The 17138-nt window shown below is 48.1% G+C and carries 13 protein-coding genes; 5 read left to right on the top strand and 8 right to left on the bottom strand.

From position 1 onward, the window contains the following. Position 1: 1 nt before the first annotated feature. The 3 genes from DFR28_RS09100 to DFR28_RS09090 are packed head-to-tail and all read right to left on the bottom strand — an operon-like array spanning position 2 to position 1277. Complete coding sequence (locus tag DFR28_RS09100) at positions 2-283, bottom strand: MrpF/PhaF family protein (protein ID WP_211316938.1); 282 nt, start codon at positions 281-283, stop codon at positions 2-4. 2 nt (positions 284-285) lie between these two features. Continuing rightward, positions 286-798, bottom strand: coding sequence for a Na+/H+ antiporter subunit E (locus DFR28_RS09095; RefSeq protein WP_113954014.1), 513 nt, complete (start codon positions 796-798; stop codon positions 286-288). 2 nt (positions 799-800) lie between these two features. Then, positions 801-1277, bottom strand: a complete 477-nt coding sequence (locus DFR28_RS09090) for a Rap1a/Tai family immunity protein (protein ID WP_113954013.1) — start codon at positions 1275-1277, stop codon at positions 801-803. Positions 1278-1963: 686 nt separating this feature from the next. Here DFR28_RS09090 and DFR28_RS09080 point away from each other — a divergent pair. Then, positions 1964-3364: a glycoside hydrolase family 140 protein gene (locus tag DFR28_RS09080; protein WP_113954011.1), complete on the top strand. Its 1401-nt coding sequence runs from the start codon at positions 1964-1966 to the stop codon at positions 3362-3364. A gap of 41 nt (positions 3365-3405) precedes the next feature. On the opposite strand, the gene DFR28_RS09075 is transcribed toward DFR28_RS09080, so the two are convergent. The 4 genes from DFR28_RS09075 to DFR28_RS09060 all read right to left on the bottom strand — a co-directional run bounded on the left by DFR28_RS09075 (position 3406) and on the right by DFR28_RS09060 (position 7239). Beyond that, the gene (locus DFR28_RS09075; RefSeq protein ID WP_147250979.1) at positions 3406-4119 is read right to left on the bottom strand and encodes a hypothetical protein; all 714 of its coding nucleotides are present in this window, start codon (positions 4117-4119) and stop codon (positions 3406-3408) included. Between the two features lie 17 nt (positions 4120-4136). Further along, entirely contained in the window at positions 4137-5264 is a 1128-nt protein-coding gene (locus DFR28_RS09070) for a hypothetical protein (protein WP_113954009.1), read from the bottom strand. 25 nt (positions 5265-5289) lie between these two features. After that, a complete protein-coding gene (locus DFR28_RS09065) occupies positions 5290-5721 on the bottom strand; it encodes a hypothetical protein (protein WP_113954008.1) in 432 nt (143 codons plus the stop codon). A 102-nt stretch (positions 5722-5823) separates the two neighbouring features. After that, positions 5824-7239 (bottom strand): beta strand repeat-containing protein, encoded by a 1416-nt coding sequence (locus DFR28_RS09060; RefSeq protein WP_113954007.1) that lies wholly within the window; start codon positions 7237-7239, stop codon positions 5824-5826. Between the two features lie 636 nt (positions 7240-7875). Between DFR28_RS09060 and DFR28_RS09055 the strand changes: the two genes are divergently transcribed. The 3 genes from DFR28_RS09055 to DFR28_RS09045 are packed head-to-tail and all read left to right on the top strand — an operon-like array spanning position 7876 to position 14104. After that, complete coding sequence (locus DFR28_RS09055) at positions 7876-9381, top strand: metallophosphoesterase (protein ID WP_113954006.1); 1506 nt, start codon at positions 7876-7878, stop codon at positions 9379-9381. Next, complete coding sequence (locus tag DFR28_RS09050) at positions 9371-13369, top strand: GMC oxidoreductase (RefSeq protein ID WP_113954005.1); 3999 nt, start codon at positions 9371-9373, stop codon at positions 13367-13369. Before DFR28_RS09055 ends, DFR28_RS09050 begins: the two co-directional genes overlap by 11 nt. A gap of 27 nt (positions 13370-13396) precedes the next feature. After that, entirely contained in the window at positions 13397-14104 is a 708-nt protein-coding gene (locus tag DFR28_RS09045; protein ID WP_113954004.1) for a response regulator transcription factor, read from the top strand. A gap of 126 nt (positions 14105-14230) precedes the next feature. Here DFR28_RS09045 and DFR28_RS09040 read toward each other — a convergent pair whose 3' ends face one another. Continuing rightward, complete coding sequence (locus tag DFR28_RS09040; RefSeq protein ID WP_113954003.1) at positions 14231-16000, bottom strand: ATP-binding response regulator; 1770 nt, start codon at positions 15998-16000, stop codon at positions 14231-14233. 342 nt (positions 16001-16342) lie between these two features. On the opposite strand from DFR28_RS09040, the gene DFR28_RS09035 reads away from it, so the two are divergent. Then, entirely contained in the window at positions 16343-17113 is a 771-nt protein-coding gene (locus tag DFR28_RS09035) for a lysophospholipid acyltransferase family protein (RefSeq protein ID WP_113954002.1), read from the top strand. The last annotated feature ends 25 nt before the right edge of the window (positions 17114-17138 follow it).

The raw sequence follows: 17138 nt of genomic DNA, 5'->3' as shown, positions 1-17138 counted from the left end.
ATTATTGGCCGGTGCCGTTATCGGCAGTATCGCTGCTCGCGCGGCGTCGAATGTATTCGAGAACGGCGAGCACGCCGATGAAATTTATTAGCGCATAAGCAAGTGCTAAATCGAGAAAGTCTGGACGTCCATACAAGAAGGCGACCACTGAGAGTAACAAAACTGTTTTGGTACCGAACATGTTTGCGGCCAATACGCGGTCATAAACCGTGGGCCCGAGCAATGCTCGTACTAGTGCGAGAGCCATGGTGACTAAGGTCGCGATTGTAACAACGTAATACATGTTTATCTCTTCCGTAGCGCCGCAACGCGTCGATCCATTCCACCTGAGAGCAGATCATCAGCTCCAGCGGCAGTCAGACAGTGAACCTTGATTCGCCCTTCGTATACGTCCAAGGCTAAGGTGCCTGGCGTTAAGGTGATTGAATTGCCTAGCATTGCTTGATCAACAGGGTGGTCAGCGGTCGCGGTAATCTCAACCACTTGCGGGCTAATCGGCAGACTTGGGCTGAGCACGATTCGTGCGACATCGAGACTTGAGCGAACCACTTCTTTGGCCAGCCACGCCCAGTAACCTAATAGACGAACACCAAAGCGCAGCGCGAACACATTATTTTTGAAATAGCCCATGCGATGGGTTAGATACACCGTGAGCAAACAAGAAAAGAGCCCAAGTATCAACAGTAGAGGCTGGTAGTGTCCCGACCAAATAACCCATGCCACGATTAGCAGTGCGAACAATATTGCTGCTCTGCCTAATCTTCTCGTCAATTTACTCGCCTGATTGCTTTGGCTCATTATTATTGATCCGTTTGACATGGAAAGTCTCGTCGCAACACTTTGTAAACAGCATCGCGTGCTAGCTGCGTACTTGCGAGTACTTGGCTATTCATCAAGTCATTAATGACGTGCTCAACGACTTCTTTGAGTTCGACCGGCTCGCCTAAGCAAAACTCGGCGTAAACAGTTGGCCCATAACGAGACTCTAGTCTTGATGAGCCGCGCAATCGAATGGCTCGCTCCGAAAACGTTTCTTCTTTGTTCATTTCAGCGGCAACGTTGGCGGCTACCCGTTCGTCGGTGGCTACCGCTCCGTCAATAAAACCTTGTACATATCGCACGCAAAATGTAGCGTCTTCGCCAATCGGCTGGGCGGCATAATGAGCGCAGTGCTCGGCCAGTTCTTTAGCTAGCAACGGTTCTACCGCTTCGACCTGTTCAGTCGAGAGTAACGCGGTTAGACAAATCAGAGAGGCGGCGAGCCCTTTATTTAGCATATACCTGTTCCTGCTCGGAAATTCCCCGAACCTTGAGTGAACATTCAGCTAGATTTGATGCGTGCCAATGGTGAATGGCGCGCAACAATCGCTGTATGTCATGGTCATTAATGACGGCTCATAAATTGCTGCTGCATCGCACGAGTCACTCATTAGAGTGTTACTGACAATCTTACCGTGTTGGATCGTCTTAGCTCGTGGAGCAAGGTCATTCATAGTTAATGGAATATAGCGCATTCGAAACAATCGATAAAGTCAAAAGCAGGGGCGCTACCGGTGTTTTTGTACTTTTAAAAACCACGCAGTTCAATCATGAGATCAGAGCTCCACTGAGGGTAGATCACACGCTAAATAGCCCCTTGAGCACGTTTGCTAAGTTAGTCTACAAATTGACCGTAATAACGAATATAAATTTTAACCTAAAAACTTTCTTGCATAAAGCTTCTTTACTAATGCTGATGCTGAATGTTCAAAAGCTGACAATTAAATGTACAAGAGAACAGGTATAAATATGCCCATTATTTTACCGATGGCGGAGTTAGGCGCATGTGAAATCATCGGTTTAAATTTCGATATAAATTGCAAAAATAGATCTTGGACCACATCGAATATCAGCGATTATAGGCAAGTAAGTTGCTTATAGCTTAGAATCAACTGGTTTCAATGCCGACAATTAGGATTTGCCAATGAAAATTCAGTCAATTATTCCAGTGCTTCTATTAAGTCTAAGTCTTGTGATCGGGCGAGTCGCCACAGCGCAAGCGCAAAGTGAGTCAGTATTGCCTCGGCTAGAGGTCTCATCAAATGGGCGGTATTTGCAATACCGCGACCAAGCACCTTTCTTTTACTTGGGAGACACTGCGTGGAGTTTAATTCACCGCTTGAATCGTGAGGAAGTGGATCGTTACCTTAATGACCGAGCGAGGAAAGGTTTCACGGTGATTCAAACTGTAGCATTAGCCGAGCTTAATGGACTGATTGAACCGAACGCTTATGGTGAATTACCGCTGATTGATTTAGACCCATCTAAGCCGAATCAAAACTATTTTAAGCATGCAGATTATGTGGTGGATCGTGCAGAAGCATTAGGTATGTTTGTTGGTTTATTACCGACTTGGGGAAAATACTGGAAAACTGGCGATGCGAATAAAGTCTTCACCGTTGACAATGCTTATAGCTATGGTCAGTTTCTCGGGCAGCGTTATAAAGATAAGCCGATCATTTGGATTTTAGGCGGAGACCAAAACGTGGTCACCAAAGAAGAACGTGGCATCATTGATGCGATGGCTGCCGGGCTTCGTGATGGCGATGATGGTAACCACCTGATTACCTTTCATCCACGGGGGCCGGGACAATCGTCTGCTCAGTTGCACGATGCAAAGTGGCTTGATTTTCATATGTCACAGACTTCACATGCGGGCCGTAACTTGGACACAGGTTTATATGCTGAGCGCGATTTAGCACTCAAGCCGCTGCGTCCGACGCTTGATGGTGAGCCTCGATACGAAGGGATACCCGTTGGTTTTTATTTGAAGGACCATAATCGATTGGAACGCTTTGATGACGACGACGTACGTCAGGCCGCATGGTGGTCGGTGATGGCCGGTGCCTGTGGTCATACTTATGGGAATAATAATATTTGGCAAATGTGGCAGGCTGGACGTGAGCCAGCGATCGGTGCCAATATTCCTTGGTGGGAGGCGCTTGATCATCCTGGTGCGATGCAGCTTGGGTTTATGCGTCGTTTTATGGAGGCCAATAGATTCCATACGCTGCTCCCCGACCAAAGTTTGGTGGTGGATGGTCCCTTACGTGGCCCGGCGAAAATTCGTGCGATGCGCTCAGTCGACCGCTCCAGAATTATTGTTTACTCCCCGATGGGCGAAGCGTTTACCCTTGACCAAAGTCAGCTTAATGCGGTGCGTTCAAAGAAATACTGGTTTGATCCACGCTATGGCGTGAGCTATGAATTCCGCGTATCGCCGCGCGACCGCGACAACCAAACGTATCAGATATTCACGCCGCCTACCGCTGGTCGTGGTCAGGATTGGGTCCTCGTGTTCGAAGCAACCGCGGTGCAAAATTAATTTAACCGCGCCGCTCGTCGTAATGGTGTTTTATTTTTTAGCTAAGGTGCGACGTGATTTATAATGACTGTGCCACGGCCCACTATATTTAGCGTGCCAATCCTTGCGCTCTGCATGATTGGCGTGCTTAGTCCGATAATTGATCCTTGCACACTGTTGATGCGAGTGGTTAAGCCGCCAGTAATGGCGGCGTTAACGGTGGTCAGTATCGTTGACTGCTCGAGACTACCGGTGTAGCGATTGGCTTGTGCATAATTGACCGCCTGAGTGCTACCGATATTGCCATTGCTAACCGTCCATTCTGCACCGCTCGTCGACTGAGATAAGTTTTCGATAGTTGTTGATGCATGCGCGTAATTAAATGCTTGAATATTGCCACCACTGAGCGCGCCAGTTTGCGTCATTGCAACTGTATTAAACCCAGCTACCGACTGTGAGATGTCTCGCATCGAGTGTGCGGTGATGCTATTTAGTGCTTGCACACTCGAGCTAGTGTTGGTGCCGGTTTGGCTTATCGCAATATTATTGCCGGCTAATGTGGTCGTCTGATTGCTGTTGCTTAGATCATCGTTGCCAACATCGAGTGCGATGCCATTAATCGCCTGAAACGACACGTTGGTATCATGCTGTATTAAGCTCGGCGACTCGGCGGCGATTGACGTTGTTTGATCAACGTTCCAATCCGCCGCGAATGTCATACGACTATTGACTGCGATGATCAGCATGATCGAAATTGTACTCAATGTTGATTTCATGATTATTGCCTCTGGGTTTATTCGCAGTCAGTGTTGGAGTCATTGGTGCATACTTTCCAGTTTGCAGCCAGCGCTCGGTCATCGCGTAGCTGAGCCTGCGACGATTCGTTTTGGATTGCGTTGTTGCTGACTAAAGTAGTATCCGGCGACTGCGCTGGAGTTTCAGAGTTGGCGAGTTCCGCTGTACTATCGTTCGAGTATAATTGACGAGAGTCACGGCCTAATGCGACAGTTTCGGCTGTCTCAAAACAGGGTGAGAAATCCACTTTGTTACCAAAGGCGTTATCGAGAATCCAAACTGCAGCGCCATCGAGCAGGGTTTGTTGTGCCGCATGTAAGGTTTCAACCCGCACATCGGTATTGGAAAAACCGTAGTAGTAGTTATCAATGGCAATTCTAAAGCGGGCTGTTTTGCTGTTACTGTAATACTTAAGATCGAATCCTTCCGTGCCGATTATCATGTTGGTTTGTGGATCTATAATATTGACTACGAGGGTAACCGATCGCTCGGAACCTGATTTGCCCAAGTCGAGTGCGCCACTTTTTTCTTCCTCCACGTCGCCGCGATACCCGCCATTTTGACCATAGCCTTTCGAGCGCTGATGTGAACTATCGTTCCGTGTGAACGCGCCATCTATAATGAGTGGTGTTACCGATGGTATTGCACTCATACCTCTTGCTGCACGGTTGGTATTGGCCACAGTAGTGAGTTTCGGCAGAAAGTTGTCGAGGTTCGACTGCGACGGAAATCCGAATCGATCCAGACCAATTTGCTCGCTGATAATAGGTTGAAACATTAATGGGAATTGATCGACCACAATGCCATAGCTGGGGTTGGTGTGGGCGCTCAAGGTTGAGATCATTTGAATACGCCCAGCGTCTGATAGTGGGCCATCTGAGTAGTTATTATGTTTGATAGTGCCGTCAATGATGTCGCGTACCATAAATACATAAGCACTGGGATTACTTAAGTTGTTGTCGAGCTCGCGACGTAAACACTGTAACGCCTCAGACATTTTGGTTTTCGTTTTGACCGGAGCTGAATCAAATTCGGTGTCTAAGCTGTAGCGTGATACCGACGAGCAACCTGACATTAGCAAGGCCACAGAGCCGGAAATAATCATTTTTGTAAGTAGCGTTTTCATAGTGGGTTCTCTAGTGTGTGTGTCTTTAATAGCAGTCTTGAAAGTCAACTTGTTCGATGTACACGTTGCTGACCACGGACGCTGATTGGTTAATTTGTAGTGAGTCGCCGGCTGTTTCGATGTATTGCGCAACAACCGCGCATTTGGGTTTGTCAATATTGTCAACATAGAAGACCTCGCCATTCGGACCAACCACCTGATAGCCGCGCGTATTGCCGACAATCAAGTTATTGCTGGTTAAGTAGTTTAGGTTTTCCCCAGCTTCAGCTAGCAGCTTGCTGTTGTTGACCTCGCCGTAGGCAAAGCTCGGTTGCTGCAAGGACGGAATTGATGCCCAACCAGGACGAAACTCCTGCAGTTCTTGTACTCCAATCTCATTAATTGTTTGCGATAGAGTCGGCGATGAGAGCGTGCATAGCAGTACCAGAATGTTAAGGTTTTTGGCTGTGGTTTTCATAAAGCAGGCCTTTTCTCGGTAGGTTTAAATGGAGTAATTTGAGTTGATAATTGGCCGAGTTCAGTACCGCGACTCGGCCAATTAAGTCATTGGCTTTGTTGCTTAATACTTAACGCCAACGAAGTTGCCGTATTGCCCTGAACCGCTGATGTTGTCCTGCACCATGCTGAACGAGGTTGACGCGATCGTGAGCACTTGATTGACGGTGCCGCCACTACCCGCTCCAGCGTTATCAACAATGGCATTAAGTGCTTGCAAGTTCCCTGATGCGGCGCCTGCACCACTCTGATTCATCGTCACGGCGCCGCCTAGCGCGGTAAATAATTGCGTAGTTCCGCTGTCATCAATGGTGCCAGTGGTGATATCAATTAAGTTGCCAGCTTGCGTTAATGTGCTGCTAGCGCTGACTTGATTAAGATCAGTCAAAGTCGTTGAGCTGTTAAACACTTGAGAGATTTCGTCGATGAAGTCGCCAGTTCCTGTGGCTAACACCGCCATATTGCCCGCTTGTGTGTTGGCCGCTGCGGTTGGTGTTTGATCGAAATCCACCTCTAAAGCGCCCGAGGCTTCAAACGTTTGAGTCAAATCTGAAATATCAGCGTCTGAGCTAGCGAAGTTCCCCGCTTGCACGTTGCCGGACGCACTGACGGTTTGCGAAAAGTCAGCTGGGCCCGAGGCAATCGTGGTGGTCTGAGTTGTGGAACCAATGGAATCACCAATGTTACCGCCAGACTCCGTTTTCATTAGGTTAGTTGCTTGCACGTTGCTAGCGCCTGACGCAGCTTGCGTTAAAGTTAAGTCGGCCGCGGCAGTAAAAGTCTGGGTTGTCAGATCTAGAGAGCCAGTAGTTGCAATGGCCGCATTACCAATCTGGGTGTTATTGCCACCGCTGTTCCCCGCGCCTTGAGTCATGCTACTTACACCACTGACATTAACTGATTGCGTTAGGTTTGAGGTCGCCACATTGACCCCTTTAGCATAGTTAATGCCCTGCACGTTGCCGCTAGTAGTCATGGTTGATTGCGTTAAGTTGACGTTCCCCACTTCATCGTAGTTCTGCACCAACCGGTCGATGTCGCCGGTGGCATCGGTTAAGTTCGCTGCTTGCACGTTAGCGCCGGCCGAAGACGTATCGGCTTGCGTTAACGCAGTGGTACTAAAATCTGTTTGACTTACCGTTTGCGAGATCGTACTCACTGATCCAACATCCTTACCAATGATCAGGTTGAGTGCTTGATTCGACGCATCTACTGACGGCCCCTGTGTGAGGTCCACACCGGTCGATGAGCTGATGATTGTGGTTTGTGTGCCTGACGCTAAATCATCATTGACAGCGTCAATAACAATCCCGTTGAGAGCTTGATTACTGCTAGCGACGTTGGAGGTTGCACCTTGCGTCATACTCGGTGCTGGTACAGTAATATCGGCGCTTTGCGTTACGTTCCAATCTGCTGCGTTGGCACCGCTTGCCACAAGTGCAACGCCGATAAACGCGGCTATTTTGGTCATTTTGTTCATTTGGATAATCCTCATGAGTGTTCGATTAAGTGTGTGAATACATTGCATTAAGAACGAGTGTTGGAGCCCGAATACATTGCGCATATTTAGCGTAAGCAAGTTTTCTGAAGCTTTAGTAAACGTTGTTAATTCGTGTTGCCAATCGAATCATTTGATTGGCACGAATCGCTTTGGTTGGCCGCGAGCAGTTACCTGAAAATGACCAAGCCAAATTGAATCGACTGAGTCAGCATAGGCCGTGTTTAGGGCGTAAAAAATAGTACATAAAAGCTATCCCAGTAGGGCTAAGCAGCGCGTTTAGGACGCACGCTTGGGCGGTAAGACGATCGTTTATGCTTAATTTCTATGCCGTCTTTACACTTCGACTAGCGCCCATAGGCATCGCGAAAACCGTGTCATTACTCGCTGGCTAGGCGATTTTGGCGGTTGATCTCAGTGGTGTGTATTGCATCGATAATGCGATGAATACACCTAATAGCGGCTGCTATTTTGGTCCAAAAAACCGTTAACTAAACGATGGTTATAGCAGTACGGTTTAGCCTGACTTGCTAGGGGAATGTCTAAAAATGGCCTATGATCGAGATCATAATCCAACTAGACAGATGTCGATCTTAAGGCGAAAAACAGGAAGCTATTATGGACCCCCACTGCAATTACGTATGTTTGTCAGACTTACATTTAGGCGCGCGTTACAGCATTCTCTCGAGCCGCAATGAGCACGATCTGTTTGACGTGGATAAACCTTCCGACTGTCTGCTTGAACTGATCAAGGGGCTGCGTCAGTACATTCCGAAAGTGTACGGCGATGATTTGCCTAAGCTTGTTTTATTGGGCGATTTGGTCGACTTCGATTTTGCTTCGATGACTGATATTGTGCGTTCGCTCGATGTGCTGTTGCGAGCTTTGTTCGATGACGATGAGCCTGACGTCTTTCAAAAAGAAGTTGTTTTCGTGCCCGGTAATCATGACCACCACTTTTGGCAAAGCGAGAAAGACAATTTGTTTCTGGAGCGTTTTCAACAAGACCAATATCAGTCTGATGAACGCATTCCGTATCAGACTACTGATCTATTTCGGTCGACATCGTTGACCTCTAAGCTGTTAGATCAACTGCCGTACGCTAAGGCCACCGGACTGTCGTTTGAGATGCGTTACCCAAATTGGGGTTTATGGCATGCTGGTGACGACGGCCACAGCGATAAGCAAGTGGTGTTTCATCATGGTCATTATGTCGAACCGCTATATCGAATGATGACCACTATCAATCAGCTGATGAGCGACATCGGTGACCCTGATATCGAAGAGTTAGAACGCCAAAACGGTAGTTGGATTAACTTTTTTTGGTCCAGTCTAGGCGCGTCACCGGCACAGCGAGACAATACGGTATTGTTATTCGACATAATGCAAAACCCCGCTGCGACGTATCGTTATTCACAGCGTTTGGCCAGTTTAGTAAGCGAGTATTTGAGTAGCAAATCGGGCACGTCGCCAAGCAATACGATTATCAATAACCTCACCTTAGAAAAGCTATTGGCGGGTATTATCAGCTCTACTTTAGGACGTGGTTTTCAGGCTGAGCGAGCCAATAATAATGCGGCATTGTCAGAAGAGGGCTGGGAAGGGTTGCAGTGGTATTTGTCTAAGCCATTGCACCAACAGATACTCGACGATGCGCCAGATTCAGCGATGGCGGCCGCGCATGACTCACGGCTAGTTCTTACCGATACCACCTTCATATTTGGACATACGCATAAACCTTTTCAAGATTCGCTAGGTGTTGATGGCTTTCAATTGCCGGTGAAAGTGTTCAACTCTGGCGGTTGGGTTGTCGACCAGCCCGACTTCAGCTCAGTGCAAGGTGGCGCCGTTATTTTTGTTGACGCTCAGCTCAATACCGCTTCGTTACGACTGTTTCAAGCACCGGTGAATGGCGCGATGCCGCCGGTTACGGTCGAAGGAGCAGAGTTTGGGAGCGTTGCCGACAACGATCTGTTGCGGCGAATGCAGGCCCAGTTAGATCAGACGCAGTGGTGCGCTTTCCAAGACAGTGCGCGCAATGCAATGGAGCAACGAGCGATGGAAGTGCGAGACCAATTTTTCGACCGAAATTCAAGTGATGGGGTAAAGCAACATGGACAATAAAGCGCAAACAGAGCAATCGAGAATTTCATACGATTATGGCGAACTCGCCAAGGATAAACAGGCCTCTGTGGTAGTGGTCGGTTCGGGTTATGGCGGTAGTATTGTGGCATCCCGAATGGCTCGCGCAGGTCAAGATGTTTGCTTGCTTGAACGCGGCCAGGAGTTGCGCCCAGGACAGTACCCGAATGACTTAGGTGGAATTCAGCAACAAACTCAGATACGCACCGATAATCATGATAACGCGCCGATCGGTAAACCGACCGCACTATTTGATTTGCGCGTGAATGAAGACATGAGCGCGTTGGTGGGTTGCGGTTTGGGCGGTACCTCGCTGATCAACGCCAATGTGTCATTGGAACTCAAGGAGTCGGTCTTCACGCGCGAAGGCCTGCAGTGGCCTAGCGTGTTTCGCGAACAGCCAAACTTGCTTAAGCGCTACTACGACTTGGCTCGCGAGGGTCTCGGCGCTAATCCATATCCATTGTCGGACGATCAAGATCAGCATGGCTACAAGCCGTTAAACAAGCTATTAGCTCTTGAAAAATCCGCGCTCGCGCTTGGGGTTGAGGTGGTTCGCCCTGACATTAATGTGACCTTCGATCAAGGCCGCGCGAATCACTTCGGCTTTCAGCAGGAACAATGCAATCTATGCGGTGATTGTTGTTCGGGTTGCAATGTTGGAGCAAAAAATACTACGCTGATGAACTATCTGCCAGATGCTAAAGCGCATGGCGCGGAACTGTTCTGCAATACCACGGTTGATTATATTGAGCAGACTAAAGGTGGATGGTTAATCTATGTTAAGCCGACTGAACGTCCGGCACGTCGCTCGCGTTCTTATAAGCACAAGGTAATTAAAGCCAAGGTATTAGTGTTGGCTTGCGGCACCTTAGGCTCGACCGAGATTATGTTGCGCTCAAAAGCGGCAGGCTTAAAGTGTTCGGAGCAACTTGGTCAGCAGTTTTCCGGCAATGGCGATTTACTGGCGTTTGGTTACAACAGTTATTGGCAGGACAATAATGAACACTCAGATCCAATGTTGCGTGAAGACGGCGCACCTCGTTACGAGAGTGTCTACGGTGTTGGACAGGGAACGAATGAGCTGACTGACGATCAAATGCCTGGGCCATGTATTACCGGTGTTATCGATTTGCGTGATGATGGTCAAGCTGCGGAACAGCAGCTAGTGATCGAGGAAGGCGTGGTTCCTGGTGCGTTTGCTAGCGTTATTTCAGCTACGCTGATGTTCGGTGCCGCAGGCAATGCCAATTTTCTCCGTTATGGAGCCGGTCAAGCCGAAACCAGATTGCGCGATGTCCAAGCTGTGGCGACGGCGGTGGAAAGTGACCCTTCGGCACTTAGTGATCTAGCCTATACCGGCGCCATCAGCCGCACTCAGACATACTTAGTGATGGGCATGGATGAGTCGTCTGGTAAACTTGAATTGGATCAAAATAGACTAAAGATTGATTGGCCTGATGTCGGAAAAAGTAGCATTGTAAAGGCTAATCACGACACACTGGCTCGGGTTAATGACGCGGTGCAAGGGCAGTTGATCAAGAACCCAATCAGTAAAGATGCATTTGGTAATAAACTGATTACCGTGCATCCGCTCGGTGGTTGCGGCATGGCTGACACGCATCAGCAAGGCGTGGTGAATGACCGTTGCCAAGTGTTCGATTGTGACTCAGACAGCTCGGTCTATGCCGGTCTCTATATTTGCGATGGTTCGATTATGCCTGGTGCTATTGGCGTCAATCCGTTGCTTACTATTAGTGCGCTGGCTGAGCGGTGTTGTGACCTGCTGGCTAACGAACATGGTTGGCATATTGATTACACGGATCATGCAGCAAGTCGTGTGGCAGCGCACCAAGCATCAACGGCGTCAGCACCACCAGCCATCCAATCGGCTGGCGATTTGGCTGATAGCGCCGAACCAGAAGCATGGGCTGAAGAGCTACTGTTCGGCGAGAGCGACCCAGTTGCCTCGGCGGTAATCGGCCTTGATGACGATTCCGACGCTATTGATGACGAGACCTACGCCAGTTCATCCGATGCCGAAAAGGTTTTGTTACAAGATCTAGCCAGTGCGGCGACGTCATTTATCGATCTGAATAAGGACCAATTGAAGACGGCCTGTGAGTTTTCTGAAACTATGTCGGGTTTTATTCATGGGGTAAACAATGCTCGGTCCGCGTCGGTGCTGAGCAAGCACGACTACATGCGAGCCGCTTCTTGCGGAGAGTCTGATAGCCAGTCCTTGAGGCTCAACCTAACCATTCGTATTCCTGAGGTCAATCAGCTCACGCAAGAGCGCAAAACGGTGTGCATGATTTCGCAAGGTGAGGTGCTGGTCAACAATCAGGTGCATCCGATTATTGCTGGGACGTTTCAATTGTTAGTTCCAGACGTGGATGCCGCTGAACGTTGGTTGATGATCTACGAAATTAATTATGTCGATGGGGCAGGTAAGGCGCTTAAATTGGTCGGCCGAAAAAACCTGCAGGGCATGCCTGGGTCACATTGGTGGACTGATCTAACCACGCTTTATGTCGATATCTTCACAGCCGATGGTTCTCCAGTGCAGCGCATATCCAGCGGGATTGTGCGTTTGAATCTACAAGATTTCATTCAGCAAGTAAGCACCTTTAACACAACGCTAAAAACCAGTGACTTACGAAACGTATTAGGAGAGGTATTGTTTATTGCGATTGCGGCAGCCCGCAAAGTCGACACGATTAAAGCCGGCATTGGTTTATTTCAGGTCGCTAAACTGGGCGCTTCGTTGGCCGAGACGGTGTTTCGAGCTTATGGTGGTTTGCTAGCGACGTTAAATAATTATCCGAAGAAGGGTTTAGCGAAAAAGGGCACGGTGGTCGATACCGACAAGGAGGTGTTTCCGTTGATACGAGTTGGCGATGGGGCGACCATTAGGCTTACTCGCTATCGACCTCAAACAGCAGCATCAAAGCAAGCGAAAGACACCGCAATACCTATCATTCTTGCACCAGGTATGGGGGTCACTGCATCGTCATTTGCGGCACAAACCGTCGAATGCAACTTGGTTGATTTCCTGCGCAAGAGAGGCCACGACGTATGGTTGTTTGACTACCGTGCTAGTGCTGATTCAGGCTCGTCGCATAGCGCATTTAGTATCGATCAAATTGCACAATACGATTGGCCAGCGGCGCTTGATTTTGTGTTATCGAACTCAACAGCCGAGCAGGTGCAGATTGTTGCGCACTGTGTCGGCTCGATGAGTTTACTTATGAGCTTGTTACGAGAATACGTTGATAAGCGCTCGATTCGTTCGGTCGTGTCCTCACAACTAACGTTACATCCGGTGACCAACTGGCTAAACAATGCGAAAGCTGATTTGGATGTGGTGACTCAACTTGAAAGCATTCCGCTGATCAAAAAAATGGATAATGTGGTCAGTATGCGAGCGGGAACCACTGGTTTCGATAGAATGTTCGATGTGATGACTTATCAAGTGCCGACACCGCTGGGCGAAGAGTGTACTAATCCTGCCTGCCATCGAATATTGGCAGTCTATGGTCCATCATATTTACACGCGCAATTGAATCAAGCGACGCACACCAAAATGGCTGACTGGTTCGGTCCGATTAATCTCGATTCATTTAGACAGCTTACGCACATTATTCGCGCCGGTCATGTTGTGGACGCCGATGGTAAAAACACCTATTTAGGGGCGATCCCCCACGCCCAGTCAGGGTCACATGCCGTGAACACTATCGAGCAACTTGATTTGCCAATTGATTTTATGGCAGGAGGGATGAATCTCGAGTTCTTACCGCAAACATCGGCACGTACGTTTCACTGGTTATGTGCACACAACCCCCAGAGCTCGCATAAGTATCATCGACATGTGTTTGAGAATTATGGTCATATGGATTGCTTTGTTGGACATAGGGCTAGTGTCGATATTTTTCCAATGCTGTACACTTGGCTGGAGAAACATCATTAATGCTTGCCACCTAGACCCTAAATCATCATGACTGGACTTAAAATATTACTCGTTGATGATCATGCCTTGTTTCGTAGTGGGTTGTGCTTTCTGCTAGAAGATTTGGATCAAGCGCTTGAAATAATAGAAGCAGAAAGCTGTAGGCAGGCGATGTCCGTGTGCGAGCAAACCACGGAGCTAGTGTTGCTAGACTTTCATTTGCCGGATTGTGATGGCACGTTTGATGCACTCAAGGAGATAAAATCCACCTTTCCGGCGACCACCGTGGTGCTGTTGTCGAGTGAAGACGATCCGGCCATTATCCGAGGCGCTATTGATGCCGGCGCGGCCGGCTTTATTCCTAAGTCATCGACGCCGAACATTATGATAGCGGCGTTGCAATTGATTTTAGCTGGCGGTATTTATTTGCCACCGATTGCCTACTCAGACAATAACGCCGACCCAGATCGTTTAGCTCGCTCGGTGGAACGAGTAGAGCAAGTCAACAAAAATCCATTTTTCGATATGGACGATAACCTGCCGCTGGATCACGCGCAGGTGTCCAAGTTGTCGAAGCGCCAATTTGAGGTGTTGATTGGTGCTATCAAAGGTAAATCAAATAAAGTGATTGCACGTGAATTGGATATTGCTGAAGGTACCGTTAAAGCCCATTTGTCTATGGCCTACAAAGTGATCGACGTTAAAAATCGCACTGAAGCCGTGTACGTTGCTGCTAAATTGAAATTCGGTTTGTAATGCCATTAGCGATTATTTAATCGGTGATGATGACTAATTAATCGCTAGCGTGCGGGTCTCAACGATTCAGACCATCCATGGATGGAGTTTTGAGAGTAATGTCACACTCGATCTACTTGGTGATGCTTAGGTTGTGCCATTCTGAATCGCATTTCGAATGGCTGTTTGTAATTGTTCTGAGTAGATTGGTTTATGCAGCAATTTTGCACTGGCCTTGGATGCTTCTTGCAGGCGGTCTGGAGCGGTATCACCGGTCACTAGTAGAGCTGGAATATTTGGATGGATGCCGCGAATCGCTTTCAAGGCATCGATGCCACTGGTGTGGTCGCGAAGTCGTAAGTCAATAATGGCTAATTCGGGGGAGTCGGTCTTGGCGAATTCGAGTGCTTCTTCGATTGTCTCAGCCGACATCACCACACAATCGAGTGCCTCCAAATATACCTGCGTCGCTAGCAATATATCGGTTTCGTCATCTAACACTAATACGCGTAAACGATTAAACGAATAAGTGGGTTTGGAGTGTGTTTCTGTCGACACCATGGCCGTGCCTCGGCTAAGGTGGAGTGAGAATTCGCTACCTTGCCCGACCGACGATTGGAGTGTTAATCGGATGTCTAATAATGTGCATAAGCGACTCACGATAGACAGCCCTAAGCCTAGCCCTTTGCTTCGATCACGATGCGGGTTATCAATTTGATAAAACTCTTCGAACACTAGTTTTTGTTGATCTTGAGCAATGCCAATGCCCGTGTCTTTGACGCTAATCAACACGTCATCGTCGCAATTAACACTGAGCAGAATGCTTCCTGTTTCAGTATATTTGATTGAATTTGCTAGCAAGTTACGTAGCAGTCTTTCTAGTAGAGTAGCATCCGTATAGGCCGGAGCTGAGTCGGGAATATCGAGTTGAATTGAGAGTTGTTTCTCATTGGCAAATGGCAAAAATTCATTTTTTAGCCGACGCAGAATTGCAGTTACATCAGTATTGCCAAAATTAGGCGTGACAATTCCTGCATCCAATTTAGAGATATCTAAGAGCGAGTCCAGCTGCACCGCTAGGCTATGCAGTGCTTTATCCATAGTGCTGGTGATGTCAGTGATCCGCTCATCTTTATTCTCACTGGCCGCATTTCTAGATATTAGGGCGGCGGTTAGCAATGACAGGGTGTGTACCGGTTGACGTAAGTCGTGGCTGGCCGCTGCCAAAAAACGAGTTTTTGCGGCATTGGCGGCTTGCGATTCGCCTAGCGATTCAGATAAACGGTGGTTGATATCCGCATATTTCTGCCGCATCTCTATTGAGCTTCTAAATAGTTGGTGGATCTCTTTAGAAATACTAAGCAGTGCATAGTTCATAAACAGGATAAAAGCGCTGAGCACGTAGACTTTCCATACGCCTGTGCCCTCTAACGGCGGAAATAGCGACCACATAATCGCCAGCGAGATCAGCACAATAGTGACGTAGGGCGCGGTCGCTTTGGCGAATCCGGCATTGGTGATAACGACGCCAATGACTAGGTAGCCCATCACTAGGGTTACCAGCACCGAATCGATGACACTCATGGCAGGAAAGAAGGCTAAAGACAGGCACAAAATAAAGGTGTTGCCGAAACTTAACCAATAGATCCAGCGTAATCGCCGCGGGTCGTCGTATGCATTGGAGCTCAGGATTTTGTTAATGAACCAAGCACGCCCAAAGAGCGCCAAGACTGATGTCGCGAGCCAGGTAAATACCCATATAGCGGGCGAAGCACCTAATGCTGCCACCGCAATCACGATCATCCCAATGAACACCGGAACCGGATTTCGGCGCACGTTGTTACGTGACAAAATCAAGAACTCCTGTTCTAGACTTCGTGGCATGGGTTGCTCAGTGCGAAGTTCAATACCGCTCATCAGATCATCCTATTATCGATTAATACGACAATGATTGTGCATCAGCAACCTGAGCTTTACCACTAAACCAAAGTCATAGTGTCAATGCTCGCAGGGTTGAATATGCGCGCTAGGCAATGTGGACTAGGCGGCTAGGTTCGGCGGTATTGTATTAACAATATGTGCTTGATGAGCGTGCATCGGTGTTGTTGATCGCGTGGCTTGCTTGGCGGCGGGAGCTGACGGGGCGGTTATAGTAATTCCAGCAATAGATCAAATTTAACGCATATTTTTTCACCTTTTGGAGGCAAAGCCAGAGTAAGATGCGCCTAGACAAAATTGCCACATTTTCATAGTGACGTTATGCGCCAACTTCTTAGAAAAATACAATTCAATCTTAAAATGAGCCTAGTTGGAATTTGGTGCACTTTGGTGTCGATCGTTTTCTACTTACTGTCTTATCCTTTCTATCAGCGAAAGTGGTTATCGTGGGCATACGCAAAAGCCTTGAATGTTGGTGTGCGCTTTGTATTGGGTATCAAAGTAGATGTGGTTGGACGAGACAATATGTTAGCCGGGCCAGCCGTGATTACGATGAATCACCAGTCTAATTTTGATCCCTTGCTACAAGGACCGGTGTTTCCCAAAAATGCCATTATCATCGGTAAAAAGGATCTACTCAAGATTCCGTTTTGGGGTCGATTATTTCGCGCCACCAATAATATTATGGTTGACCGTAATGCGCGCGGCGACGGCGAAGGGAGCAAGAATGGTGCCGGTGTTGACGAGGCGATCACGCGGCTACAAGCGGATGATTGTTATGTATGGATTTTTCCGGAAGGCACGCGAAGTCATGGTGAAGGGCTAGGGCAGTTCAAACGCGGTGCGTTCATCATGGCGATTGAAGCGCAAGTGCCTATCATACCGATGATTTCGAAGCCGCTACATTATGTGCTGGATATTCCAAACAAAATTGCTAAAGGCGGGCGACATGAAATTAAAATTTTGCCATCGATCTGTACTGTCGGAATGACACTAAATGATTTGCCAGAATTGATCACGCATTGTGAGCAGCTCTACGCTAAGCATCTTGCAGCGTATCTTGGTTGTGCTCCTGAGGATGTGTTTGCTTAACTTCTATTTGGATAACTCAAAGTAA

Origin of the sequence: Arenicella xantha, from assembly GCF_003315245.1 — a bacterium.
Lineage (GTDB): Bacteria > Pseudomonadota > Gammaproteobacteria > Arenicellales > Arenicellaceae > Arenicella > Arenicella xantha.
This window is presented reverse-complemented; position numbering and strand designations above follow the sequence as displayed.